This window comes from Microbacterium binotii (genome assembly GCF_021398715.1).
Taxonomy (GTDB): Bacteria; Actinomycetota; Actinomycetes; order Actinomycetales; family Microbacteriaceae; genus Microbacterium; species Microbacterium binotii_A.
Window position 1 is genome coordinate 2,666,120 of the sequence record NZ_CP090347.1, and the last position, 24,351, is coordinate 2,690,470.

Sequence of the window (24,351 nt, forward strand, 5' to 3'; positions counted from 1 at the left end):
GAGACGCGCGAGGTCGGCGCTCAGCGGGCGCTTGCGGCACTCTCGCGCACGACGAGGCGCGGGAGCACCGCAGAGTCCTCCGGCGCGCGCCCGCTGAGCATCCACTCCTCCAGCAGGGCGAAGGTGCGCCGTCCGAGATCGGTGAAATCCTGCGCCACGGTCGTCAAGGCGGGCACCCACATCTGTGCGAAGGGCTGATCGTCGAAGCCGACGACGCTCACGTCGTCGGGCACCCGGCGTCCCCGCTCCTGCAGCGCCCGTGCTGCACCGATGGCCAGCTCGTCGTTGCCGCACAGGAGGGCCGTGACGGCGGGGTCGTCCGCGATGGTCAGCGTGGCCTCGTAGCCCGACATCGGCGAGTACGCCGCGCGCACGACGGCGGGGACCGGCGCGCCTGCCTCCTCGAGCGCGCGTCGCCATCCCCACTCGCGTCCGGTGCCGGCACGGGTCGCGGGGATGGCCAGATGGTGCACCGTGCGGTGCCCGAGCGAGAGAAGGTAGCGCGTCGCCTCGTACCCGCCGGCCTCGTCGTCGAGGAACGCGTGCGGCCGGTCGCCCCGAGCCCGCCGCGCACCCGCGGCAGCCACGACCGGGAGATTCTCGGGCATGGCGTCGAGGGTCGCGACACCGACCTCGTCGAACTCGATGACGATCGCTCCCGCGAGTGGTTGCGACAGCGTCGATGCGATCGCCCGCTGGATCGCAGACTCGTCGTCGCTCTCCACGACCGCGATGAGGATGACGTAGTCCGCCGCCCGCGCGGCCTCCTCGATGCCCTGCAGTGTCGCCGCGTATCCGAACCGGATCGTGTTGCGCGCCAGCACGGCCACAGTGGACCGCTTGCCGCTGACCAGCGCCTGCGCCGCGGCGTTCGGCCGATAGTCCAGTTCCCGGACGGCGGCCATCACCTTCTCGCGCAGCCGCGCGCTGACGGGCGTGCGCCCCGAGATCACCCGCGACACCGTCGAGACGCTCACGCCGGCGCGTGCAGCCACGTCGATGAGGCCGGCCGGGCGATGCTCGAAGGTCATCCCCACAGGCTAGCCACGTGGATCGGCGCCGACCGCATCCGCGCCGGTGCGGATTCGGCGGCGCCGGCGGGCACGGTGCGCTGCCGACTGCGGTCGGGCCGCGCCCGAACTCCTGCATATCGAGCCCCCGCGCCGCCCGCTAGCCCGACCCGCGCCGCATGCACAGGAGTTCGGGCGCCGCGACAACGCCGCCCGCCCGGCAACGCCGCCCGCGCGGCACCCTCCCCGGCAAACGGCACCTGCGACGCAGCTCGGGTACTCCGCCCGGGCACGACGAAACGGGGCGGGCCCCGAAGGACCCGCCCCGCCCGTTCCGCACGACTCAGGCGCGGCGGCGTGTCCGGGAGACCAGCAGCACCAGCGCCCCCACAGCGAGCAGGCCCGAGGCCAGCAGAGCCCAGGGCAGCGGGTTCACACCCGTCGCGGGCAGCGACGCGGTCACCGGCGCACCGGGCGCGGCCACGACGAGCGCCGAGGTCGCGACGGCGGTGGACCCGTCCAAGCCGAAGCCGATGGCCACCAGGGTGTGCTCACCGGGAGCGAGGTCCGTGGGAACCGTGACCGGGAACGAAGCGGTGCCGTCGGCATCCGTCACCGCCGCACCCAGCAGGGTGGGCGTGGAGTACGCGAAGGCCTGCACGTTCGATCCCCCGAGGAAGCCGGAAGCCTCAACGGTGACCTTCTGCCCCGGCGTGACCGAGCTCACGAGGTTGCCCGACGCGTCCACGAAGCGCACGCTCGTGCCTGCGGTCGCCGCGGGCACCGTCTCGGGCGCCGCACTGGAGAGCACGGATGCGGATGCGGACACCGCCGGCTCGGCCGATCCGACCGACGTGGACGCCACGACCGAGAAGGTCATCGCTCCGGCCGGAAGACCCGTGATCACGCACGAGGTCTCGGTGGTGGTGCAGCTCTGGCCGCTCGGCACAGCGGTGACGGTGTAGCTGACGGGACCCGCGCCGCCGTCGTCCTCGGATGCGGGCCACGAGACGAACGCCTGGAAGGCGCCCGGCACCACGTTCACGGTGCCGGGGGCCGAGGGCGCGACGGCGTCGATGCGGATCTTGACCGTCGACGTCGCGGTGCCCGCCTCGGCACCGGTGGCGGTGATGGTGAAGGTCGTCTTGTCGATCGCGTCGCCCGTCGGGGTTCCGCTGATCACGCCGGTGCTCGCGTCGAGCGACAGTCCGGCGGGCAGGGAGGGCACCACGGTGTAGGCGACGTCACCGGCGAAGCCGGTCGCGGTCAGCGCCGACGTCGGCTCGATGGCCTGCCCGTGCACGGCGGCGAGCGGCTGATCGGACGGAGAGAGCCCCGCCACCACGATCCCGAACTGCTGCGACGCGGTGAACGTGCCGTCGCTCGCGATGAGCGTGAACACGGTGCGCTCGATCGCCTCACGCGGCGTTCCGAAGATCACGCCGGTGGCGGCGTCCAGCGTGAGGCCGTTCGGCAGCGCCGGCTCGACCGAGTAGGCGACGGAGCCCGGGAAGCCGGATGCGGTGGGGGCCGGCGTCGCATCGATGGCCGTTCCGCGCGTCGCCTGGACGATGGACGTGGCCAGCGCGAGGGCGGGCTTGATGGCCACCGAGATCGTCGCCGTCGCCGTGGCGTCGCCATCCGTTCCGGTGATCGTGTACTCCGTCGCCGCCTGCGCGGTCGTCGGCGTGCCGCTCAGAACGCCCGTGGAGCCGTTGAAGGTCAGTCCCTGGGGTACGGCCGGGGCGATCGTGTACGTCACCGTGCCCTCGAAGTTCTCCGCCGTCAACGCGGAGGATGCGGGCATCGCCCTGCCGACGGTAGCGTTCAGCGTCTGGGTCGCGGGCGAGATCTCGGGCCGTGCGACGAGCGAGATGACGGACACAGTGCTGGTGTTCTGGCTCCCGACATACGCGGTCGTGCTGTCGGGCGACACGGCGAGCTCGTAGGGGCCGGAACCGACGAAGACGGTGGCTCGCGTGTCGGTGTCGGCGGTGTCGATGACGGTCACGGTCGACGCGACGTAGCTGGCCACGAGCACGTGAGCCCCGTCCGGCGTCACCGCGACGCCGTAGGGCAGCCGGCCCACGGTGAGGTCCGCGGTCTTCGTCAACGCGACGGTGTCGATGACGCTCAGGGTGTCGGTGCCGCCGTTGGTGACGTAGGCGCGGGTGTTGTCGGGGGAGATCGCGACGCGGCGGGGGCCGTCTCCCACGGGGATCCGCGCGATCTCCTGCTGCGAGGCGAGATCGACGACGGAGAGGTCCTCGGACTCGTGGTTCACGACGTACAGCCGCTTGCCGTCGGGAGAGACGGTGACGCCCCAGGGCAGGGAGCCGGTGAGCGTCGGAACCGTGCCGATCTGCGCGTTCGTCGCGGTGTCGATGACCGAGACCGAGCCGCCGTTGGCCGTGTACACCCGTGAACCGTCGGGCGAGATGGCGATGCCACGGGGGCTGTAGCCCGTGTAGCCGGTCACGTTGCCGATCAGCGTGTTGTCGACGAGGTCGAAGACCTTGATGGCGCCGCCGCTCCAGTCGGCGGTGTAGGCGCGAGTGCGATCGGGGGTGACGACGATACCCATCATCGCCGCGCCACCGGCGATGGTGGTCTGCAGCTTCTGCTCAGCGGTGTCGATGATCGACACGCCCTGCGACGCGTAGCTCGCGGTGTAGACGCGCGACCCGTCGGCCGAGATGGTGAGCGCAGTCGGCGTCGAGCCGACGGCGATGGTGGCCGTCACCTCGGGGGCGAGCCCCGCGGCGTACGCCGGAGTCGCCGCGAGCGCGGCGGATGCGGCCAGAGCTGCCGTCGTGACGCCGGCCGCGACGCGCCGCCATGCGCGGCGCCGAGGGGCGCGCGCGAGCACGCCGGGAAGGGGTGTATCAGTCATTGGAGCCTCTCGATCCCGGGCGCGCGTGTAGGAAGAGAAGTGCGCGCAGGGTGTCTTCCGACACTACGAGCGAGTTGCTCCGCGTCCGTCACCGGCGGCGAGGCATCGCGTAGAACTGCTCAGTCCACCCGCTGTCCACCTGCGGTTCACCGTGCCGCACGATCGCCGACGTCTGCACGACCGATCGCCCACGGCATGCCTCAGCATCCACACGGAGTCCCACCCGCACCACCGATCGTGCAGACGTCGCCGCATGGCTGCAAACCTGCCCGGACCCGACGGGCCACACTTCTCCGCATCCGCCACAGTCATTGCCTGGCGCACCTGCGCAAACGCGTCGCATCTGCGCACGTGCGACGCAATTCGGGCACCCGAGAGGGGTGCCCCCGACGCAGCACCTACCCGACGAGCGGGCCCCCGAGCTTCCAGTACCCGAGGAACGAGACACGATCCTTCGGCACCCCGCGCTCGGCGGTGAGGTGGCGACGGATGCGGGTGACGGCCCCCGCCTCGCCTGCCAGCCACACGTACTCGGCGTCCGCCACCGCCGTCTCCCGCACGGCCGCCTCGAGCGCCTCGCCGGCGACCGCCGCGCGCGGCACGAGCCGCACCTGCGCGCCGGCCGGCGCCTCGGCGCTCACGATGTCGTCGCGCACGTCCGCCGCCTCCAGCAGCACGTCCGCGCGGCCTCCCTCGGGCAGGGTGCGCAGGATGTTGGCGATCGCCGGGAAGGCGGTCTCGTCACCCGCCAGCAGCCACCGCGTGGCCCCGGGAGGCGGCTGCCAGTGCAGACCGTAGCCGGTCCATCCGTTGCGCCGGTCGGGTCCGGTGATCCACAGGCGCTCCCCCGGCGCCACTCGCGCAGCCCACGCGGATGCGGGACCGGGCGGCTCGTGCAGCAGCACATCCACGTCGATCTCGCCCTGCTCCGGTCGGATCGCCGACGGCGTGTACGTCCGCAGCACGTTGCGCTCGGCCTCGGGCAGCGCCTTCCAACGGGCGTACCACTGGGACGGATGCGGGGTGGGCTCCGCCATGAGACCGAAGTCGGCGAGTCCCCCGTCCGGCAGCGGCAGCACGAGTTTGATCCGCTGATCCAGGCCCCACGGGGCGAAGTCGCGGAGCTCGGGCGCTCGGAGCGTGAGCCGCCGCCACGCCGGCGTGATCGCGCGCGCCTCGGCCACGGTCACGGCGAAGGCGCTGTACTCCCAGGGCCGCATCATGCACCCCCGAGCGGCACGACGAGGGGTCCGCCGGTCACCGGGTCGGCGATCACCATGTTGGGCAGGCCGAAGACCTGCTCGACCCGCTCACTGGTCACGACCTCGGCGGGCGTCCCCTCGGCGACGATGGCGCCGTCGCGCATGGCGACGATGTGGCTGGCGTAGCGGGCGGCGTGGTTCAGATCGTGCAGCACGGCGACGATCGTGCGCCCCGCGCGGTTCAGCCGCCCGAAGAGCTCCATGAGCTCCACCTGATGCGCGATGTCGAGGAAGGTGGTGGGCTCGTCGAGCAGCAGCAGGTCCGTCTGCTGCGCGAGCACCATCGCGACCCAGACCCGCTGGCGCTGCCCGCCCGAGAGCTCGTCGACCGGGCGCGGGGCGAGCTCGCGGGTACCCGTCGCGTCGAGCGCCTCGTCGACCGCGCGCTCGTCCGCATCCGACCACCGCCGGATGAGGCCCTGATGCGGGTAGCGTCCGCGGGCGACGAGGTCGGCGACCGTGATCCCCTCCGGGGCGATCGCGGTCTGCGGGAGGAGCCCCAGCCGCCGGGCGACCTCTTTCGCGGGGTAGGCGGAGATCGCCCTCCCGTCGAGCACGACGCTTCCGGACTGCGGCGCGAGCAGGCGCGAGAGCCCCCGCAGCAGCGTTGACTTGCCGCACGCGTTGGGGCCGATGATCACCGTGAACGAGCCGTCGGGAATGCTCACGGTGAGATCGGACAGCACCGTCCGGCGGTCGTACGCGAGACTCACCCTGTCGGCTGTGAGGCGAGGGTCGGACGGATGCGGGGACTCAGGCACGGCGACGGATCTCCTGGATGATCGTGACGACGAGGTAGATGCCGCCCAGTGTGACGGTGACGACACCGGCGGGCACCACGACGGGAAGCAGATGCTGCGCCATCACGTCGGAGGCGAGCAGCAGCAGCGCGCCGACGAGGGCGGCGAGCGTCAGAGAGAGGTAAGGCGTGCGCGCGAGACGCCGCGCGATCTGCGGCGCCGCGAGCGCGATGAAGGCGATGGGGCCGACCACGGCGGTGGCGATCGAGACGAGGCCGACTCCCAGCAGAAGTGCCGCGCTGCGCACGAGGGCGGGGCGCGCCCCGGTCGCGGCGGCGACGTCGTCGCCGAGGTCGAGCTGGCGCAGACGGGGCACGAGCACCGCGGCGCCGACGAGCAGCGGCACGGCGCAGGCGAGCGCGCCGCCGAGCGGCGCGGCGGTGATGCCGTTCAGCGAGCCGGCTCCCCAGGCGGACGCGAACATCGCGGTCTCGAGCTCGACCTGCAGCAGCATCCACGTGTTGAGCGAGGCGAGCATGGCCGAGATGCCGATGCCGATCACGATGAGCCGGAAGCCCTGCACGCCGCCGCGTCGGGCGAGCCCGCCGATCACGAGCGCGACGCTCACGCCGCCGACGACGGCACCGATGGTCAGCGCGGGCCAGCTGCTCGAGACGAGGGTCAGGGTGAGCAGCATGCCGGCGAACGCGCCGTTGGACAGGCCCAGGATGTCGGGGCTCGCGAGCGGATTGCGTGTGACGGTCTGGAAGAGCGCGCCGCTGACGGCGAGCAGCGCCCCGAGCGCGACGGCCGCGAGCGTGCGCGGCAGCCGCCACTCGAGCACGACGGTGCGATCCAGTTCCGTCCCGCCGCCCGCGAACGCGGTGAGCACCTGCGCGGGATCGAGCGCGTACGAGCCGAGACCGACCGAGACGACGGCGAGCAGGGTCACGGCCGCGGCGAGCGCGATCCCCACGACCACGCTCCGCGCGCGCAGGCGGATGCGGTATCCCCCGAATCCGGCCTCGAACCGGCGGTAGCCGGCATCCGTGAGCGCACTCATCCGAGCCCGCTCACGCGGCGGCGCATCGCCAGAGCGATGAGCACGGGAGCGCCGACGAAGGCGGTGACGATGCCCGCGGGCATCTCGGCGGGGGCGATGAGCACGCGCCCGAGCACGTCGGCGGCGAGCACGACAACGGGTGCGAGCACGACCGAGACGCCGAGGATGACGCGCTGGTCGACGCCGAACACCCACCGTGCGACGTGGGGCACCATGAGCCCGACGAACGCGATCGGTCCGACGAGCGCCGTGGCCGAGCCCGCGAGGAGCGTGACGGCGATGACCACGAAGACACGGATGCGGCGTACGTTCGCTCCGTGGGACCGGGCCACGTCGTCGCCGAGGGCCAGCGCGTTGAGCCCCGGCGCGACGGCGAACGCGATGACCAGTCCCACCCCGATGAAGGGGACGATCGCGACGAGCGCGTCGGCTCCGGCGCCGAGCAGGCTCCCGGCGTGCCAGCTGCGCATGGCGTCGAAGGCATCGGGATTGCTGAGCGTCATCCCGGTGACGAGCCCCGAGAACACGGCGCCCAGCGCGACGCCGGCCAGGGTGAGGCGGATCGGGTCGGCGCCCCCGCGTCCCGACGATCCGATGACGTACACGCCCAGCGTCACGACGAGCGCCCCGGCGAAGGCCAGCCAGACGAAGGATGCGGGATCGCGCATCCCGAGGAACGCCACGCCGAGCGCGACGGCGAACGCCGCCCCCGCGTTGACGCCGAGGATGCCGGGGTCGGCGAGCGGGTTGCGCGTGAAGGCCTGGATCAGAGCCCCTGCCACGCCGAGAGCCGCCCCCGCGGCGAGGCCGGCGAGGGTGCGCGGCACCCGCAGCTGCCACACGATGTACTGCGACTCGGGGGTGCCGCCGCCGGCGAGGGTGTCGACGACGACGCGGGGTGACAGGGGGTTGGCCCCGAGTGCCAGCGACAGCAGGACGGCGGCGGCGAGGGCGCCCACGAGCGCGAACGCGCCCACGGCGACGCGCAGGCTTCGAGGCCGTGCGCGCCGCCGTGAGCGGGCTGCGAGAGTGAGGGTCACCGAGCGTTCGAGAGGTACTTCTCGATGTCGTCGAGCACCTTCATCGCGCCCTTGGGACCGACGCCGGAGACCCAGTAGCTGGTGTCGACGAGCGTGACGTCGGGGAACTCCGCGGCGTTCTGCGCGATGGCGGCGGGGATGAGCGAGGTGTCGGCGACGTCGGTGGCGGTCACGAACACGTGGTCGGCCTTAGCCTGCAGGATGTTCTCCGGCGAGATGTCGGCCTGGATGCCGTCGGCCCAGTCCTGGTCGGGAATGGTGAAGCCGACGCACTCGAGCAGGCTGCCCGCGAAGGATGTGGGACCGTACAGGCTCAGCGTCGTCTCGTCGCGGGGACGGATCAGCTGCGCGGTCTGGCCGTCGACGGCGTGCTCCTTGCCGATCTCGTCGCAGCGCGCGTCGACGTCGCCCAGGAGGGTCTGGACCTCGTCCTTGTGTCCCAGCGCGTCGCCGATGAGCAGCGCGTTGTCGCGCCACGGGTCGGCCTGCGTCGCGATGAAGACGGTCGGCGCGATGGCGCTGAGCTGGTCGTACAGCTTCGAGTGACGCGCCTCGGTGCCGAGGATGAGGTCGGGCTTGAGGGCGGCGATCGCCTCCAGGTCGGGCTCCGGCACGGTGCCGACCGGCTCCACGCCCGAGGCGTCGAGGTAGGCGGGGATGCCCGAGACGTTGCTCGCGACGGCCGCTCCGACGGGAGTGATGCCGAGGGCGACGGCCGTGTCGAGCTCGAGCGGCTCGAGCGTCACGACCCGCTGCGGGTCGGCGGGCACCTCGGTCGTGCCGCGGGCGTGCGTGACCTCGTGAGTGGAGGCTGCGGCGGGAGCGGATGCGGCGGGCTCGGCGGATGCGGCCGAGCAGCCGGCGAGGCCGAGGGCCGCGACCGCGGCGAGCGCGAGGGCTGCGAGGGAACGGGGACGAGCGGGCATGCGGCCGCCTTTCGGGTGGTGCGTTCGGGAACCCGCCGCCGCGCCGCGACGAGCAGGTAAGCACAGCCTAACCAACCTTGCCGTCGTCTCTCGACCCGTCCACAACCCGCCCCGCGACGTCCGCACGGCCGCTCGCTCGCCGGACGCCCCATGAGGCCCTTGCGCTCCCACCCGCCCCACCCGTCGTGCAGCTGTCGCGACGCTCGGCCGGTTCCGGGCGAATCGGCGGGTGAAAACGCGGCGCCAGCCGCATCCGCCCACGTGGCGCGGAGATAGGTTCGCGTCGCCGGATGAACCCGACGCACCGGCCCAAGATTCGCTCCGGACTGGGGGCAGTGGGGTGGGGCAGCGACGCCCCACCCCACTGGACTCGTCGACCCCTCCTCCTCCGACGGCCAGACGATGCGAGACAGCCATGACACCGGATGCGGCGACCCGAGCGCAGCCCGTCTCCGCGTACGAGGCGGCGGTGCGCGCGCTGCTGTCTCCGCTACCGGGGGAGCCGATCCTGACGGCATCCGATCGCGAGGCGCTCTTTGCGGCGTCCGCTCTGCCGCCCGGCATCCCCGGGGCGCGCTTCGTCGTCTCCGCCGGTACGGTGATCGCCCTGCTCGGGAGCGGTCGCCATGGTCGCGCCGCCGAGACGGCCGCCAAGCTCGCCGCGGAAGCAGACGAGCTGCGGGTGCACACGGCGCCCTCTCTGCTGCCGGACGTGTACAGCGCGATCGGCGACGGCCTGCTGGCGGTCGGCGAGACGCGACGCGCGCACCGATTCGCCGACGCAGCGGCGCGTATGGCGCACGAGCACGGCCGCGAGGCGTCGGCCTATCGCGCACACGGGATCGCGGCGCTCGCCCTCGCGATGAGCGGCGAGCACGCGGCGGCGACGGATCTGGTCGCGACCGCCTCCGCCCTCGCCGACCGCTACGGCTGGCCGCGCTCCGAGACCGCGTACCACCTGCTGCTCGCGCACGCCCTGCGCGCGGAGGCGCGGGGTGACGCGGCGGAGCTGCAGACCGTGGCGGAAGAGATGCGGGACTCGGCGTCGGATGTGCGCTGGCTGCTCTCGTCGTGGGCGGTGTCGGCGGTCGCGGCATTGCTCGACGGCGACAGCGCCACCGCCATCGCGCACTCGCGCCAGGTGACCTCGACGGTCGCCGCCGGCAGCGCCCCGCCCGCGCTGCGCGGCTTCGCCCTCGGCGCACACGCCGATGCGCTCGTGCTGCGCGGAGAGCCCTCGCGGGCGCTCGCGATGCTGGACGGCGAAGCCTCGACGATGGATCACTGCGTGTGCCTCGACGGGCTGCGCGCGGGCGCCTACCTCCACCTCGGAGACCTCTCGGCCGCGCTGCGCGCCACGGCGCCGTGCATGCGAGGCGCCGCGCACCACTCGCACCGGACGCTCGGTCGCGTTCTGCTCACACGTGCGCTGGTGTTCGAACGGCTCGGAAGACGGGATGCGGCGCGGGCATCGCTCGAAGACGCACTGAGCGTGTGGACCGACCCGCGGGAGGCCTTCGTCTCCCCCCTGCTCCCGCTGCGGGAGGTGGCACCGGTGGCGGCGGCGCTCGTGCGCAGGCCCGCGCTCCAAGAGCGATTCGCGCAGATCCTTGCACGTGCAGACGCCGGTGTCCGCGCCTCCGTGCGCGCGGCGACGCCGCCCCTGCTGCTCACCCGCCGCGAGCGCGAGGTCGCCTACGCGCTTCGCACGAGCAGCCATGCGACCAACGCGGAACTCGCCGCATCCCTGCACGTGTCGGTCAACACGCTGAAGACGCAGCTGAAGACGCTCTATGCCAAGGTCGGTGCCCACGAACGCCGCGGCGCAGTGCGGATGCTGGAGTCCGTCGGCTTCTACGACGTGCCCTTCGACGCGCGCTGACGCCGCCCCTCCTCATCCGACACGGCCCTCACGCGCGCGGCGAGGCCGCCCCTCGCACCCTCCGGCCGCGCGGCGGGCACGTCGCGCGCGCCCGAACTCCTGCACAATCCGCCCGGGCCCGCCCGTCCATCCCCGACGCGCCCGTTCTGCAGGAGTTCGGCCCGGCCCGGGCCCCGCACCCGGGTTAGCCCGCGGGTGAACCCGGCACACCGCATCCGCCGCCTCCCTCACCCGCCCTCACCCGATCGGCAGCGCCATCGACGCATCGCGGATACCCCAGGTGACGGGCCGGGTGATCTTGCCGAGCGACCCGATGGATGCGGCCGGCGCCCCGGCAGACTGCGAGCCGGACGGCGTGTACCCGGCGTGCGTCTGCCCGGCGCCGACGCGTTCCCCGAACGCGCGACGCCGGATTCCGTCCTGTGTGAAAGGCTCGCGATGCGATCACCCTCCCCCCGTTCCGCCGCCGTGCGGCTCACCGCGGGCACCACCGCGGTGGCCGTCGTGGCGGCGCTGTGCACGTTGGCCGGCGCGAGCGCCGCGTCGGCGGCCGGCTCCACCTCCGGCACCGTCAGCGGCCTCGCGTTCCGCGACTTCGCGGCCAACGGCGTGTACGACACCGGTAGCTCGGCCGGCAGCGGCCTGGCCAACGACCTGCCTCTCGCCGGCGTGGGCGTCACCGCGGTCGACCGCGACGGCACGGTCGTGGCCACGGCCACCACCGACGCGTCGGGTGCGTACACGCTGGCGGTCTCGGGGGCTGCGACAGACAGCGTCCGCGTCGAGTTCGCCCTCTCCCCCGCGCAGCTTTCGGAGGGGTACTTCCCCGGCGCCCATGGCTCGGACAGCGGCACCAGCGTGCAGTTCGTGCAGCTGGGAGCGACGGATGTGGACTTCGCGGCCCTCGTGCCCGAGGACTACGTCCAGCCTGCACCGCAGGTCGCGGTGGCCGCACAGATCGGCGGCGACCCGTCGGGCCGCGGCAGCGCCGACTACAACGGCATCGTGAGCGTCGATTGGTGGGCGAGCTCTTCCGCCTCGCTCGCCAAGATCGATGACACGACCGCAGCCGGGACCGGCACCGGCGCGATCTGGGGCCTCGCGTATGACGCGAAGAAGGACGTCGTCTACTCGTCCGCCGTGCTGCGCCGGTTCGCCGGCCTCGGCGAGGGCGGGCTCGGCGGGGTGTACGCGACGGATCGCGCGACCGGACAGACCACCCTCCTGGCAGACCTCGAGCAGCTCGGCGTCGACGTCGGCGCCGCCGACCTCAACGCGGCTCTCGGTGTGGCGCCGACGGCGGATGCGGCTGATCAGAACGCCGCGAGGGGTCTCGTCTCCGACCCCGACGTCGCCACGTACGATCACGAGGTCTACGGCCTCGTGGGCAAGACGGGAATCGGCGGGATCGCTTACTCGGCGGAGCTGGGTCGCTTGTTCGTCGTGAACGTGCACGAGAACACGCTCCTGTCGATCGCACTTCCGGCGGGCGGCGGCGCCCCGACGGCGTCGGACGTCACGACGATCCCCTTGCCCTCGCCCGCGGCGGCGGGATCCAGCTGGCATCCGTGGGCGGTCAGCGTGCATCGCGGGCTCGTCTATGTCGGCGGCGTCACGAGCCCGGATGCGGGCACGGACCGCTCCGGGCTGAACGCGCTGGCCTACACCTCGCCCGCCGCCTCGGCGGGGACCTGGACACCGGTTCTCTCGGCGCCGCTGGATTACGCGCGCGGCTCTGCGTTCGGCGACGGCAACGGCGGCCCCAACGCCACCCACTGGAACGTGTGGCAGGACGAGTGGGATGCGAGCCTGATCGCAACCAGCGGTGACGCGATCACCTTCCCGCAACCGATCTTCGCGTCGATGAGCTTCAACGCGTACGGCGAGATGGAGCTGGGTTTCAGCGACCGGTTCGGCGCGCAGAACGGGCAGAACAACTACCGCCCCGACCCGACCGAGTCCGACCCGGCCACGTACCGCACCTACTCGGCGGGTGACGCTCTGGTGGCCGCCCCCGATGGCACGGGTGCGTTCGTCCTCGAGTCCGACGGCACGGTCGGCGGGCGCTCGGCCGCCTGGGCGGGCCCCGTCTCGGCCGGTGTCGGAAACGGGCAGGGTCCCGGCGGTGGCGAGTTCGTGCAGGACTACGCGATGGGTCACGGCGCGGGCGCCACCGACGCGCAGCAGGAGATCATGTCGGGGGCCACGGCGGCCGTTCCCGGTCTCGGACTCACGATGCGTACGATCGTCGACGTCCCGAACCTCTCCGGCACCCCGCCGTACGAGTTGCAGGACGGGACGTCCGGCCTAGGGTGGTCGCGCGCCTCGGACGGCAGCATGAGGCAGGCCAACGTCGTCGAAGGTGTGGGCTTCGCCAAGGCGGGCGGCCTCGGCGGCGTGGCGGTGCTGGCGCGGCTGGCGCCGGTCGAGATCGGCAACCGCGTGTGGTTCGACGCCGATCAGGACGGCATTCAGGATGCGGACGAGCCTGCCGTCGCGGGCGTGACGGTGTCGCTGACGGATGCGTCGGGCAACCCGGTCACCGATGCCGACGGCAACCCGGTGGCACCGGTCGTGACAGGGCCCGGCGGCGAGTACTACTTCACCAACCTGGTGCCGAACCGCACCTACACGGTGACCTTCGCGACACCGACCACGGGTACGTGGGACGGGGGTTCGACGTTCGGCGAGGTGCCGTGGACGGCGATGTCGTTCACCGACCAGGCGCAGGGATCCGACCCGTCGACCGACTCGAACGTGAACTCCTCCGGTGTCGCCACGGTCGCCGTGGGCGGACCCGGTCAGAACGATCACACGATCGATGCCGGTCTCGTGGCCGACGTCACGTTCACCGTCACCAAGCGCATCGCGGCGGGAAGCCCTGCGCCGCTGGCGGGGCAGACCTTCACGATCGATGTGGCCGGGCGCGACTTCCGCGGTCTCGACTACGCGGTCGCACCGGCATCCGTCGACCTCACGGCCGACTCCACCTCCCCCGCGATCACGGTTCCGATCGGCACGAAGGTGCGGGTCAGCGAGTCGGGCGACGATTCGATCGCCTCGTACGTGGCGACGTACGGCACCCAGACCCCGGATGCGGACGGCTATGCGCTCGTGGTCGGGACGGGTTCCGCTCCCACCGCCGTGGAGGTGACCAACACGCTCCGCCAGCCCGGGACGTTCTCGATCGCGAAGGCGCTCGACGACCCGTCGGTGTCGCTGAGCGAGCTGGGCGCCACGACGTTCACGGTCGCCGTGGGCGTCAACGGGACCGCGGCCGGCACGGTGCAGTTGTCGTCGGCGAACGGCTTCGCCTACTCCTCCGGCGCCTACCCGGTGGGCACGCGCATCACCCTCACCGAGACCGGCGAGACCGGCTCCCCGGTGTGGGCCGACTGGGGCAACCCGTCGTGGAGCACCGGTGACGCCGATGGCGACGGCACGGCCGAGATCGTCGTCGGCGAGGGGGCGAACGCCGCCCTCACCCTGACGAACGACATCACCGTGCTGACCGGCGGCTTCGACGTGCTGAAGGACGTCACCGGCTCCGGCGCCGATCGAGTGCCGGACGACTTCACCTTCACGCTCGAGTACAGCGTCGACGGCGGCACCACGTGGGCGCCGCTGCAGCTGACCGACGGCCAGACGGTGGACGGTCCGCAGGACCTGCGCGTCGGCACCGTGGTGCAGGTGCGCGAGGTCGCTCCGACCGGACCCGCGGACGTCACCTGGCAGACGCCGGTGTTCAGCGGGACCGGCGTGACGCCCGGTCAGCCGGCGACGCTCACGATCGGCGCGGCGGGCGAGGTGCATGTGCTGCTCGAGAACCCGACCGAGCCGAGCAACGGGCAGTTCTCGCTGCTGAAGGAGGTCACGGGTCCGGGCGAGCCGCTGCTCGCTCCGGGCACGGTGTTCCCCGTCACCTACAGCTACCCGGGTCAGCCCGGCGGAGCCCAGACGGTGAACCTCACCAACGGCACCCCGTGGTCCTCCCCCGCCCTCCCGACGGGCACGGTCGTCACCGTGACAGAGGGCGCTCCCACCGGCGGACTGCCGGACGGCGCGAGCTGGGGCACGCCCTCGCTCGAGATCGACGGCGTCGACGCCCCTAACGGCGCGACGCTCACGATCGGCGCCGACAGCACGGTGGCCGTGGTCGTCGACAACCCCACCGACGTCACCCCGAGCGTGGAGCTCACCAAGGGCGACGGGGATGCGGGTTCCGCCACGATCGTGCACGAGGCCGACTCGGTCGACACCGGTGAGGCGTACCGTCCGGGCGAGACCCGGTCGATCGTGATCCGGGTCACGAACACGGGCCCCGAACCGCTGCGCGAGGTCGACCTGAGCGATCTCACGACGGCGGGCGGCGCGATCGCGTCGCTGCGGTGGAACTTCCCCGACCTCTCGTCGACGGATGCGGTGTGGGACGCCGCATCAGGAACCTGGAGCGCGGCGTGGGGCGCCACCTTCGAACCGGGCACGGCGACCTGGGCCGTGGGCGACGTCATCGTGGGCACCGCGACGCTGACCATGAACGGCTCGGACGATCCGCACCAGGACATCGCGTCGGTGTCGGCGAAGGGCGCGTTCTCGGGCAAGACCGTCGGCGACGACAACCCGTACAACGCGTTCACGGGCGGCATCCAGGTGATCAAGTACGACGGGCAGAAGCCCGACCCGCTCGTGGGGGGTCCCGGCGGCTGGATCACTCCGACGAAGCCGCTGGTGAACGAGGCGCAGGACGCGAACACGCCGCAGACCGCGGTCGCGTACCCGGTCGACAAGGCGCAGAAGGTGCGCTGGGTCGTCACCAACACGGGCAAGACGTGGCTGACGAACCTGACGCTGGTCGAGGTCACCTCCGACGCGCCCGCCATCGGCAGCGACTGGACGGCCGATCTGTCGGCCTTCGGCGGACCCTCGGACTACTCGTTCGTGAAGGACGGGGCGTGGGCCGGGCTCTTCCCGCCGGGAGCCTCCTTCTTCGCGGAGGGGACGCTGAAGATGCCGGGGAACGACACGCACGCCGACACGGTCACGGTGACCGGGACGCTCGTCGTCCCCAAGCCGGACCCCACGACGGGCCTGCCGACCGGCGAGCCGCTGCTCGACGACTCCGGCAACCCGGTGATCGCGAAGGACGGCTCCGGCTCGCCGATCGTCTTCATCGACGACGACCCGTTCCACGCTCGCACTCCCGCGCCCCCGCTGGCGATCACGGGTAGTGAGGTGCCGTGGGCGGCCGGCGGTGTGGCCGCGGTGATGCTCCTGCTGGGCGCAGGAATCGTCATCCTGGCCGGGTGGCGTCGCCGTACCCGAAGCGGCCACTGACCCACCCTCCCTCATGCCCGCAGGCGCCCTTCCCAGGGCCCTGCGGGCGTGACCCGTTCCCGGCGAGCGCAGCGAGCCGAAACGCCGGGCTCAGCCCCAGAGCATGGCCTCCACGTCGTCCACGAGCGCCGGCGCACCGCCCGCCATCGCGATCCGCTCGCCGATCCGACGGGATGCGGCGGCGTACCGCGGATCCGCCAGCACACGGTCGACGGCACGGCCGATCTGCGACGGCGACGGCCGGCCGGTGCCGAGGCTGACGCCGGCGCCGGAGAACTGCACACGCGCCGAGGTCTCGACCTTGTCCTCGCTGTCGCCGGCCACGACGATCGGCACCCCGTGACGCATGGCCTGGTGCAGGCCCCCGTACCCGCCGTTCGTGACGAAGACGTTCGTGCGAGGCAGCAGGCGGTCGTAGGGCAGGTAGTCCGCGGCGAACGCGTTGCGCGGCAGCGGCGGCAGATCGGATGCGGCCCGCCCGCCGGCGGTGAGCACCACCTGCACCGGGCGGTCGGCGAGAGCCTGCAGTGACGGGCCGATGAGCTCGGAGAAGTCCGTGTTCGCGACGGTCCCCTGTGTCACGTGCACGACGGGCACGTCCGGGTCGAGGCGGTCGATGAGCTCCCCCGCGGATCCGCTGGATGCGGCGGGCGCCGCCATCGGCCCGTAGAAGCGGAGGTGCGCGGGGGCGTCGCTGCGCGGGTACTCGAACTCGGCGACGGTGAACTGCGCGAGCAGGTCGCTGCGCGCGAGCACGTCCATGAAGAAGGCGCCGTCGAGTCCCGGGGCGTCGAGTCGGGCGAGCAGGTCGTCGAGCGCCCGGTGGGCGCCCGACAGCACCCAGCGGGCGGAGCGGTTGAGCACCGCATCCCGCATCCGTCCGACGGCTCGCCGGCGCGCCGGGACGATACCGAGTCCGTAGGGCGGGCAATCCCGGCTGGAGAAGCCGGCGGGGCCGACGCCGCACATGACGACGAGGGGGCGTTCGGATGCGGGGCGCGCGAGCAGCCCCTGCACGCCGAGGAACGTCATGTCGTGGAAGACGACGTCGACGGGCTCTTCCTCGAGGAGGGCGTCGAGCTTCTGCGCGGCGGGCAGCGCCGGGCGCACGAAGGCCTCCTCCACGCCGGCGTTGATCGTCGCGATGCCGCGGTTGCGTCCGGCGGCACCCACGGAGTCGAGCGTGTCCGCCTCCGCCGGGAGGGCGACGAACTCGACGCCCGCAGCCCGCACGCGATCCGCGTGGCGCGAGCCCGTCAGCATCCGTACCCGCCACCCGCGGCGCCGCAGCTCCCGCCCGACGACGAGCATCGGGTCGACGTGGCCCACGGCGGGCATCGCGCAGAGCAGCGCGGACCGATTCGTAATTGACATGTTCGCCACACTAATGGATATTGAGGCACACCAACAGATCCGGGGAGGACCGATCATGAGCACAGTAACCACGCGGGCGACCACGAAGCATCCCGCCTTCGCCGAGACGGATGCGAGGGCGTGGGCACGATGGGGCGGCGGTCTGATCGCCGTGGGCGGCGCGACCCTGGCTGCGGCGACCGTGGTCGAGGTCGGGCTCCGCACCGATCCGACCGGCCCGAACCTGCCGCTGCTCGCCGTGCTGTTCCTGGCGAGCGCGGCGATCCTCGCCGTGGCGATGCTGCCCCTCGCGCTGGGCACGATGGCGGCGAACGGGATCACGGGGAGCCGGGTGCGGGGCACCTTCGCGCTACTCGGCTTCGGGGCCGTGTTCTTCGCGAACCAGCTCGTCTACTACGTGATGACCTACGGCATGCAGGGCCGCGCGGATGCGACACTGGGATGGCTGCCGCTCACCCTCGGGATCGTGCAGCTCGTGCTCCTGATCGTCGGCGCTGTGGGGGCCGTGCGCGCCGGGATCGCGACGGGTGCGGCGCGATGGGCGCTGCTGGCACTGGCCGCGGTCGTCGCGGTCGCGGGCGGCATCGCGTCGGCGAGCGACGACGCGGCGACCGTCACGATCGCGCTTCTGTCGTCGTGCGTGGCGCAGATCGTCGTCGGCGCGGTGTTCCTCGCTGCGCGTCCGGCCGCGAGCGGCGGTACGGTCTGAGGATGCCCCGCGCGTACCACTCCCCCCGCCGCGAGGCCGAGGCGGCGGCGACGCGGGCCGGCATCGTGGCGGCGGCGGCGAGGCTGTTCATCCGTGACGGTTACGCGGCGACGTCGATGAAGGCGATCGCCGCGGAGGCGGGCGTCTCGGCGCAGACGGTGCAGTTGCACGGACCCAAGCACGCGCTGCTCATCGCCGCGTTCGAGACGTCGTTCGCCGGCGACGAGGGGACGCACTCGCTCACCGAGCGTCCCCTCATCGCCGAGATCATGGCCGAACCGGAGTTCGAGACCGCGCTCGAGCGCTATGTCGCATTCCTCACCGAGGCGAATCGGCGATCGGCGGCGATCGTGCAGGCGATGATGGCGGCGGCGGATGCGGATGCGGCAGCTCGCGCGGCCTACCTCGAGCTCGAGGAGCGACGCCAGCGCGACATGCGACTGAGCGCGGGGTGGTTCGCCTCTCGAGGCCGCATCCCGGAGGCGTCGGTCGACGTGGCGGCGGATGTCCTGGGGCACCTGACGGGGCCGGCGACCTACCTCCACTTCACGCACGCGCGCGGATGGTCCGACGAGCAGTACGCGGCGTGGGTCACCACTCAGCTCACCCACCTCGCCGAAGCCCTCCCGCCCGTCGAGGCGTGAGCAGCACGCAGAAATACTCACCCGCGGCGAGATTGCAACACGTCGCCATTCCGCGCCAGATCAGGACAGTATGTGTTTGTCCCCCATTCGGTGGACTGTGTCCAACGAACTGGTCAACGTAACATCGCACGCAGAGACGCGCCACATGAATCCAGATGAATCACCCGACACATCACCGTCACATTCACCTGCTAACGTGCGGCCCGTCAGCAAGGCACGACTGATGAAGGGGGAGGATGTGTCGACCGATTTCGAGGTCGACGCGACGACGGAGTCGCGGATAGCGAAGAACGCGTCACCGTCTCTTCCCGACCATTTCCTGCTCCCCAAGACTCCGGCAACGTCTCCGCAGCCCGTCATCTCGGATGCGGCCCGTCAAGCCCTCACGACCGGCCCGATTCAGACCTCCGCCCGAGCGCCGAAGAACTGGCGCCGCGGTTATCAGCGGCGCCTGTGGATCAGCGACCTGCTCGCGGTCGTGTGGGTGGTCTTTGGAACCCAGATCGCATGGTTCGGCCTCGGCAATGCTCAGGTCACCATCGCTCTGGACCACCGCTGGAGCGATCTGTCTTATTGGGTCTTCTCCGCCATCCTCGTGATCGCATGGATGGGTGCCCTGTCGTGGAGCGACTCCCGCAGCCCCAGAGTGTTCGGCACCGGCTCGTCGGAGTACGTGCGCGTCGCGGATTCGAGTCTGCGCCTGTTCGGCGCGGTGGCGATCGTCGCGTTCCTCTTCCAGATCGACCTGGCGCGCGGGTTCTTGCTCATCAGCCTGCCGCTCGGCATCCTCGTTCTCCTCACGGTGCGGTGGCTCTGGCGGCAGTGGCTGATCGCGCAGCGCTCCGTGGGCGAGTACGCGGCCCGAGTGCTGCTCGTCGGCTCGGTCGAGTCGGTGACGAACATCGCGCGCGAGCTCGCCCGCACGCCGAGCGCCGGCTACAAGGTGGTCGGCGCGTGCACGCCCACCGGCAAGGTCGGCGCACTCGTGCCGGGAACCGACATCCCGATGATGGGCAGCGTGAATGCGGTCGACCGGGCGATGGAGCGCGCGGGCGCCGACACGGTCGCGGTCACCAGCACCGACGAGCTGCCCCCGACCAAAGTCAAAGAGATCTCCTGGGGGCTGCAAGCCGGCCGCCAGCACCTGGTGCTCGCGCCGAGCATCGTCGATATCGCAGGCCCTCGCCTGCACACCCGCCCCGTCGCCGGACTCCCCCTGATCCACGTCGAGACGCCGCGCTTCAGCAAGGGGCAGCTGTTCCTGAAGCGCACGGTCGACATCCTCGCGAGCACGATCGGCGTGATCCTGCTCAGTCCTGTTCTCGCCTTCCTCGCCATGAGCATCCGACTGTCGTCGGAGGGCCCCGTGCTCTTCCGTCAGACGCGCATCGGACGCGGTGGTCGCGAGTTCACGATGCTCAAGTTCCGTTCGATGGTCATCAACGCCGAGGAGCTGCTCGAAAACCTGCAGCGCCAGCGGCGTGAAGAGGGCATCGATTCGGGCAACGAAGTGCTGTTCAAGATGAAGAACGACCCGCGCGTGACGCCCATCGGGCGCATCATGCGCAAGTTCAGCCTCGATGAGCTGCCGCAGCTGTTCAACGTGATCGGCGGTTCGATGTCGCTCGTCGGCCCCCGCCCGCCGCTGCCGAACGAGGTCGAGCAGTACGCCACGCACGTGCACCGTCGCTTCCTCGTGAAGCCGGGTATCACCGGCCTCTGGCAGGTGAGCGGCCGCTCCAGCCTCTCGTGGGAGGAGACCGTGCGTCTCGACCTCTCCTACGTCGAGAACTGGTCGCTGCTCGGCGACTTCGTCATCCTCACCAAGACCGCCAAAGCCGCGCTCGCCCCCGGCGAGACGGCGCACTGATCCGTCCGCCTCAACGCGCTGAGCCCCCCACCCCCTGACGAAAGTCGATCACTGAATGACTTCTCCCCTGGAACGCGTCGTCGAGAACGGCATGTGTGTCGGATGCGGCGGATGCGGGGTCGCCACCAACGGGCGCATCCCGGTCACGCTACGACCTCGGGGCTACTACGAGGCCGATCTCACTGGCGCCTCCGCCGATGACCTCGCGGTGGGAGCCCGAGCGTGCCCGTTCTCGGGCATCTCGAAGAATGAGGATGAGATCGCCGAAGCAATCTTCCCTGATCTCGAGTCGGACAAGCGCACCGGCACGTACCGGTCGATGTTCGCGGGGCGCCTGACCGATGACTCCGTCCTCCCCGACAGCAGCTCAGGCGGTCTCACGACCTGGATCATCCGCCGGCTACTGAAAGAGGGAGACGTCGACGGGGTCATTCACGTCGCTGGGACCGAATCGCCTATCTTCGGGTACGTCGTTTCCCACACCGACGAGGAGATCCTCGCCGGGCGCAAGTCGAAGTACCACCCCGCGACCTTCGCCGAGGCGCTGAACTCCGTGCGGGGCAACGGAAACCGCTACGCCATAGTCGGGGTGCCCTGCGCGATCCGCAGCGCTCGTCTTGTGGCCGCCGAAGACCAGGTGATTGGCGATCAGCTGAAGTACTTCATCGGCATCGTGTGCGGTCATCTCAAGTCCAGTGCATACGCCGAGTCGTTCGCCTGGCAACTGGGAGTGGAGCCCGACGACCTCGAGACGGTCGACTTCCGCATCAAGGATCCTGGGCTCACGTCTCGGCAGTACTCGTTCGGAGCGAAGAGCCGCCGGACGGGTGAATGGGTCACCAAGCAAACACTCTCGCTGGTCGGGGGCAGTTGGGGTCACGCGGTGTTTCAGCTCAACGCCTGCAACTACTGCGACGATGTCTTCGCCGAGACCGCTGATGTCGTCGTCGGTGATGCGTGGCTGTCGAAGTACGAGGTCGACTGGCGCGGCACGAACGTCGTGATCACGCGGAACGAACGTATCGACGCGCTCTTCACCGAGGGCGCCGCCTCTGGGGAATTCGTGTGCGACGAACTCGACGTGGATGCCGTGGCGCGCACGCAGGGCGGCAACTTCCGACACCGTCGCGAGGGCCTCGCCGTTCGCCTGGCCGATGACGACAAGGCCGGCCGCTGGCACCCGGAGAAGCGAGTCGCGCCCGGGTATGACCACGTCACCCCCGAGCGCATCGAACTCATCCGCAACCGTCGGCGCATCTCGGAGGTCAGCCACGACGCATTTGCCGAGGCAAAGGCCGCCCGCGACCTCAAGGTCTACCTCAACGCCATCCAGCCCTTGATCAGCGACTACCAGAACCAGACGAAGATGCCGTTCCGCATCCGTCTCCGAAACAAGATCCAGCGCGAGCTCTGGAAAGCCGTCGGCCGCGTGCGACGCACGCGTTGAGAAGAGAGCATTCATGACAACCCCTCCCCACGTCTTCGTCATCCTGACGGGAGTCAGCGGCAACCTGGGTGACGCTGTCATCCGCCGACGCGTCCTCGAGTGGTCTCGCGGACTCGGCACCGTGCACGCGTATGTCGGCCGCACAACCGACGGCTGGGTCGAACAGCTGCAGATGAGGGCTGATGAGACCGTGTATCGCGCGAGCCGTCGACGCGAGTGGCTCAAGCAGCTCGTCTTCGGGCGCGGTCGGAGAGTGCTCGTTTTCGATCCGGGCGAGGTGCCGCTGGGAACGGAACACCTGAAGTCAGAGCTCATGTTCCTTGCGATCGTGATCGCGGTGCGCCTGCGGGGCGGCATCGTTTTTCGCCCGCCGCGCGCGGTCGGTGACTACAGCCCATTGGTCGGTGCGATCTACCGCCTATCGTCGCGGTTCTCGCAGATCACGCTGTGGCGTGATGGAGACTCGATGTCGCGCATGCGCGTCGGCGTCCTCTCCCCCGACACCGCATTCGCCGAGCCGAACTCCAGTGACCCCGAGGTGTCTCGCGACGTTCTGCTCGTGAGCATGCGAGGAAAGCGGGCGCTCCCGTCCGACCCGTGGTTCGACGGAATCGCGGCCTTCGCGCGCGAAGCGGGACTACGCATCGTGGCCGTCAGCCAGGTGGACGAGGACGAGCAACGTTCGGCGGAGATTGCGACGCGGTTCGGTGCCGACCTTGCCGACTACGAGGCGTGGGGCGACCGGAGCGACCTGCAGCAGGAGCAGCGAGTACGTGAGCTGTACAAAAGGTGCGCGATCGTCGTCAGCGACCGGCTGCACGTGCTCATCCTTTCGGCACAGGCAGGAGCCGTGCCGACCGAGCTCGCACCGACACCCAAGGCGAAGGTTCGTACCCACTTTGCCACCATCGGCTTCAATGACGTCTCGCTCGACACCTCGTCGGCCTCGGCGGAATACATCGCGGCGTTTCTGCGGGTGCAGGCTGGCCGAGCAGACGAGCTGGCGACGAAGCTCGCCGCCGCACGGAATGATCTAAGCCAGGAGGTACGCCGGTTCCGCGAGCTCGTCAGCGCGCGGAGCGCGTGATGGTTGATGTGAGCGTGATCGTGCCAGTGCATAACGGCGCGGCGTTTCTGGATGAGACCGAGCGGCAGCTGACCGCGCTCTTGGAAGCGTCTTCCCTGTCGGTCGAGATCATTGCAATCGACGACCACAGCACCGACACATCGCTGGAGATCATCTCGGCGTGGCCAGGGCGGATGTCGGCGGTGCGGATACTCCACGCTGAGGAACGGGGCGTCGCCCGCGCGCGAAACCAAGCCGTCGCGGTGGCGCGCGGAGACTACGTCTGGTTCACCGATGCCGATGACGCCTGGAGCCCGTTCGTCGTCGATGCGCTCTTCGCGGCCGCTACCCATTCGGGCGCGGACCTCGTAGTGGCGAACGCGACGAAGGTGCTAGCCAACGGGGACCTCGCTCTCATCGAGGATGCTCCTGAGGAGGAGAGCTACGACGCCAGAGAGACGTTTCGACGCGTTCTCGAAGGACGCGTACAAGGGCACTTATGGAACAAGCTCTTCTCGCGGGAGCTCCTGGGCAGGGACCCGTTTCCCACCACCCGCGCGCACTCCGACCTGGGCGGGGTGCTTGGAGTCATTCCGCGCGTCACTCGAACAGTCGCGTTGCCCGAATCGCTCTACCGGTATGTCATTCGCCCGGGGTCAATCCTCAACACATCGAGCTATCGCTGGCAAGATCTGCATGACTGCCTTGCCATTGCCCAGGACGTGAGCGAACGCCTGGGCCAACCGTCCGCGCGAGCGCTCGCGCTTTTCGCCGGGCAGAACGTTGCGATTCCCGTCGCGAACGAGTGTCTGCGTCGACGCGAGTGGATGGATTCCGGGACAGTTGCCGAGGCGATGCGGCGAAGCCGAAAGCTCATCACGATTCCGGTGATCGCGGCCTTCGTTCAGGCTCGAAAGCTCAGCTTGGCAGGACGCCTAACTTTGCTGAGGTTCGCCCCCTCGGCATACGCATACGTCTATCGACGGGCCTCGCGAGCCTCCTCGATCGTGACCGACCTACCTTCGCACTAGTGTCGCCATCGCAACCGACCGCGCTGCCGTGCAGCACCAGCCGCTAACAATTGCTCGGGC

General features: G+C 70.9%; 16 protein-coding genes. 8 read left to right on the forward strand and 8 right to left on the reverse strand.

The genetic code is table 11. From position 1 onward, the window contains the following. Positions 1–20 precede the first annotated feature (20 nt). From LXM64_RS13045 to LXM64_RS13075, 7 genes are all read right to left on the reverse strand, one after another. Complete coding sequence (locus LXM64_RS13045) at positions 21–1,031, reverse strand: LacI family DNA-binding transcriptional regulator (RefSeq protein ID WP_234073568.1); 1,011 nt, start codon at positions 1,029–1,031, stop codon at positions 21–23. 322 nt (positions 1,032–1,353) lie between these two features. After that, on the reverse strand, positions 1,354–3,903 hold the full coding sequence (locus LXM64_RS13050; protein ID WP_234073569.1) for a putative Ig domain-containing protein: 2,550 nt from the start codon (positions 3,901–3,903) through the stop codon (positions 1,354–1,356). A gap of 398 nt (positions 3,904–4,301) precedes the next feature. Continuing rightward, positions 4,302–5,126, reverse strand: coding sequence for a siderophore-interacting protein (locus LXM64_RS13055; protein WP_234073570.1), 825 nt, complete (start codon positions 5,124–5,126; stop codon positions 4,302–4,304). Then, positions 5,123–5,926 (reverse strand): ABC transporter ATP-binding protein, encoded by an 804-nt coding sequence (locus LXM64_RS13060; RefSeq protein WP_234073571.1) that lies wholly within the window; start codon positions 5,924–5,926, stop codon positions 5,123–5,125. The genes LXM64_RS13055 and LXM64_RS13060 overlap by 4 nt, the downstream gene beginning before the upstream one ends. Further along, positions 5,919–6,968, reverse strand: coding sequence for a FecCD family ABC transporter permease (locus LXM64_RS13065; protein WP_234073572.1), 1,050 nt, complete (start codon positions 6,966–6,968; stop codon positions 5,919–5,921). Before LXM64_RS13065 ends, LXM64_RS13060 begins: the two co-directional genes overlap by 8 nt. Then, entirely contained in the window at positions 6,965–8,008 is a 1,044-nt protein-coding gene (locus LXM64_RS13070) for a FecCD family ABC transporter permease (protein ID WP_234073573.1), read from the reverse strand. The genes LXM64_RS13065 and LXM64_RS13070 overlap by 4 nt, the downstream gene beginning before the upstream one ends. After that, positions 8,005–8,934, reverse strand: a complete 930-nt coding sequence (locus LXM64_RS13075; RefSeq protein ID WP_234073574.1) for an ABC transporter substrate-binding protein — start codon at positions 8,932–8,934, stop codon at positions 8,005–8,007. Before LXM64_RS13075 ends, LXM64_RS13070 begins: the two co-directional genes overlap by 4 nt. Before the next feature lie 415 nt (positions 8,935–9,349). Here LXM64_RS13075 and LXM64_RS13080 point away from each other — a divergent pair, with 415 nt between their 5' ends. Both LXM64_RS13080 and LXM64_RS13085 read left to right on the forward strand, forming a co-directional pair. After that, a complete protein-coding gene (locus LXM64_RS13080) occupies positions 9,350–10,816 on the forward strand; it encodes a helix-turn-helix domain-containing protein (RefSeq protein WP_234073575.1) in 1,467 nt (488 codons plus the stop codon). A gap of 438 nt (positions 10,817–11,254) precedes the next feature. Beyond that, positions 11,255–16,150 carry a DUF5979 domain-containing protein gene (locus LXM64_RS13085; protein ID WP_234073576.1) on the forward strand — a complete coding sequence of 1,632 codons (4,896 nt, stop codon included), beginning with the start codon at positions 11,255–11,257 and terminating at the stop codon, positions 16,148–16,150. A gap of 90 nt (positions 16,151–16,240) precedes the next feature. Here LXM64_RS13085 and LXM64_RS13090 read toward each other — a convergent pair whose 3' ends face one another. After that, entirely contained in the window at positions 16,241–17,524 is a 1,284-nt protein-coding gene (locus LXM64_RS13090; RefSeq protein WP_234073577.1) for a glycosyltransferase, read from the reverse strand. 55 nt (positions 17,525–17,579) lie between these two features. On the opposite strand from LXM64_RS13090, the gene LXM64_RS13095 reads away from it, so the two are divergent. The 6 genes from LXM64_RS13095 to LXM64_RS13120 all read left to right on the forward strand — a co-directional run bounded on the left by LXM64_RS13095 (position 17,580) and on the right by LXM64_RS13120 (position 24,291). Beyond that, positions 17,580–18,233, forward strand: coding sequence for a hypothetical protein (locus LXM64_RS13095; protein WP_234073578.1), 654 nt, complete (start codon positions 17,580–17,582; stop codon positions 18,231–18,233). Positions 18,234–18,235: 2 nt separating this feature from the next. After that, complete coding sequence (locus tag LXM64_RS16120) at positions 18,236–18,877, forward strand: helix-turn-helix domain-containing protein (RefSeq protein WP_326490529.1); 642 nt, start codon at positions 18,236–18,238, stop codon at positions 18,875–18,877. A gap of 223 nt (positions 18,878–19,100) precedes the next feature. Next, the gene (locus tag LXM64_RS13105) at positions 19,101–20,747 is read left to right on the forward strand and encodes a sugar transferase (protein ID WP_234073579.1); all 1,647 of its coding nucleotides are present in this window, start codon (positions 19,101–19,103) and stop codon (positions 20,745–20,747) included. Positions 20,748–20,802: 55 nt separating this feature from the next. Then, the gene (locus tag LXM64_RS13110; protein ID WP_234073580.1) at positions 20,803–22,194 is read left to right on the forward strand and encodes a Coenzyme F420 hydrogenase/dehydrogenase, beta subunit C-terminal domain; all 1,392 of its coding nucleotides are present in this window, start codon (positions 20,803–20,805) and stop codon (positions 22,192–22,194) included. Between the two features lie 13 nt (positions 22,195–22,207). Further along, positions 22,208–23,281 carry a polysaccharide pyruvyl transferase family protein gene (locus LXM64_RS13115; protein WP_234073581.1) on the forward strand — a complete coding sequence of 358 codons (1,074 nt, stop codon included), beginning with the start codon at positions 22,208–22,210 and terminating at the stop codon, positions 23,279–23,281. Further along, entirely contained in the window at positions 23,281–24,291 is a 1,011-nt protein-coding gene (locus LXM64_RS13120; protein ID WP_234073582.1) for a glycosyltransferase family 2 protein, read from the forward strand. The genes LXM64_RS13115 and LXM64_RS13120 overlap by 1 nt, the downstream gene beginning before the upstream one ends. Positions 24,292–24,351 lie beyond the last annotated feature (60 nt).

What these genes read in the sequence shown, in the direction of transcription:
- LXM64_RS13080 (WP_234073575.1), top strand. Translation starts at nt 9,350, where the DNA reads ATGACACCGGATGCGGCGACCCGAGCGCAGCCCGTCTCCGCGTACGAG.
- LXM64_RS13055 (WP_234073570.1), bottom strand. Translation starts at nt 5,126, where the DNA reads ATGATGCGGCCCTGGGAGTACAGCGCCTTCGCCGTGACCGTGGCCGAG.
- LXM64_RS13045 (WP_234073568.1), bottom strand. Translation starts at nt 1,031, where the DNA reads ATGACCTTCGAGCATCGCCCGGCCGGCCTCATCGACGTGGCTGCACGC.
- LXM64_RS13120 (WP_234073582.1), top strand. Translation starts at nt 23,281, where the DNA reads ATGGTTGATGTGAGCGTGATCGTGCCAGTGCATAACGGCGCGGCGTTT.
- LXM64_RS13085 (WP_234073576.1), top strand. Translation starts at nt 11,255, where the DNA reads ATGCGATCACCCTCCCCCCGTTCCGCCGCCGTGCGGCTCACCGCGGGC.
- LXM64_RS13050 (WP_234073569.1), bottom strand. Translation starts at nt 3,903, where the DNA reads ATGACTGATACACCCCTTCCCGGCGTGCTCGCGCGCGCCCCTCGGCGC.
- LXM64_RS13110 (WP_234073580.1), top strand. Translation starts at nt 20,803, where the DNA reads ATGACTTCTCCCCTGGAACGCGTCGTCGAGAACGGCATGTGTGTCGGA.
- LXM64_RS13095 (WP_234073578.1), top strand. Translation starts at nt 17,580, where the DNA reads ATGAGCACAGTAACCACGCGGGCGACCACGAAGCATCCCGCCTTCGCC.
- LXM64_RS13105 (WP_234073579.1), top strand. Translation starts at nt 19,101, where the DNA reads ATGAAGGGGGAGGATGTGTCGACCGATTTCGAGGTCGACGCGACGACG.
- LXM64_RS16120 (WP_326490529.1), top strand. Translation starts at nt 18,236, where the DNA reads ATGCCCCGCGCGTACCACTCCCCCCGCCGCGAGGCCGAGGCGGCGGCG.
- LXM64_RS13065 (WP_234073572.1), bottom strand. Translation starts at nt 6,968, where the DNA reads ATGAGTGCGCTCACGGATGCCGGCTACCGCCGGTTCGAGGCCGGATTC.
- LXM64_RS13115 (WP_234073581.1), top strand. Translation starts at nt 22,208, where the DNA reads ATGACAACCCCTCCCCACGTCTTCGTCATCCTGACGGGAGTCAGCGGC.
- LXM64_RS13075 (WP_234073574.1), bottom strand. Translation starts at nt 8,934, where the DNA reads ATGCCCGCTCGTCCCCGTTCCCTCGCAGCCCTCGCGCTCGCCGCGGTC.
- LXM64_RS13090 (WP_234073577.1), bottom strand. Translation starts at nt 17,524, where the DNA reads ATGTCAATTACGAATCGGTCCGCGCTGCTCTGCGCGATGCCCGCCGTG.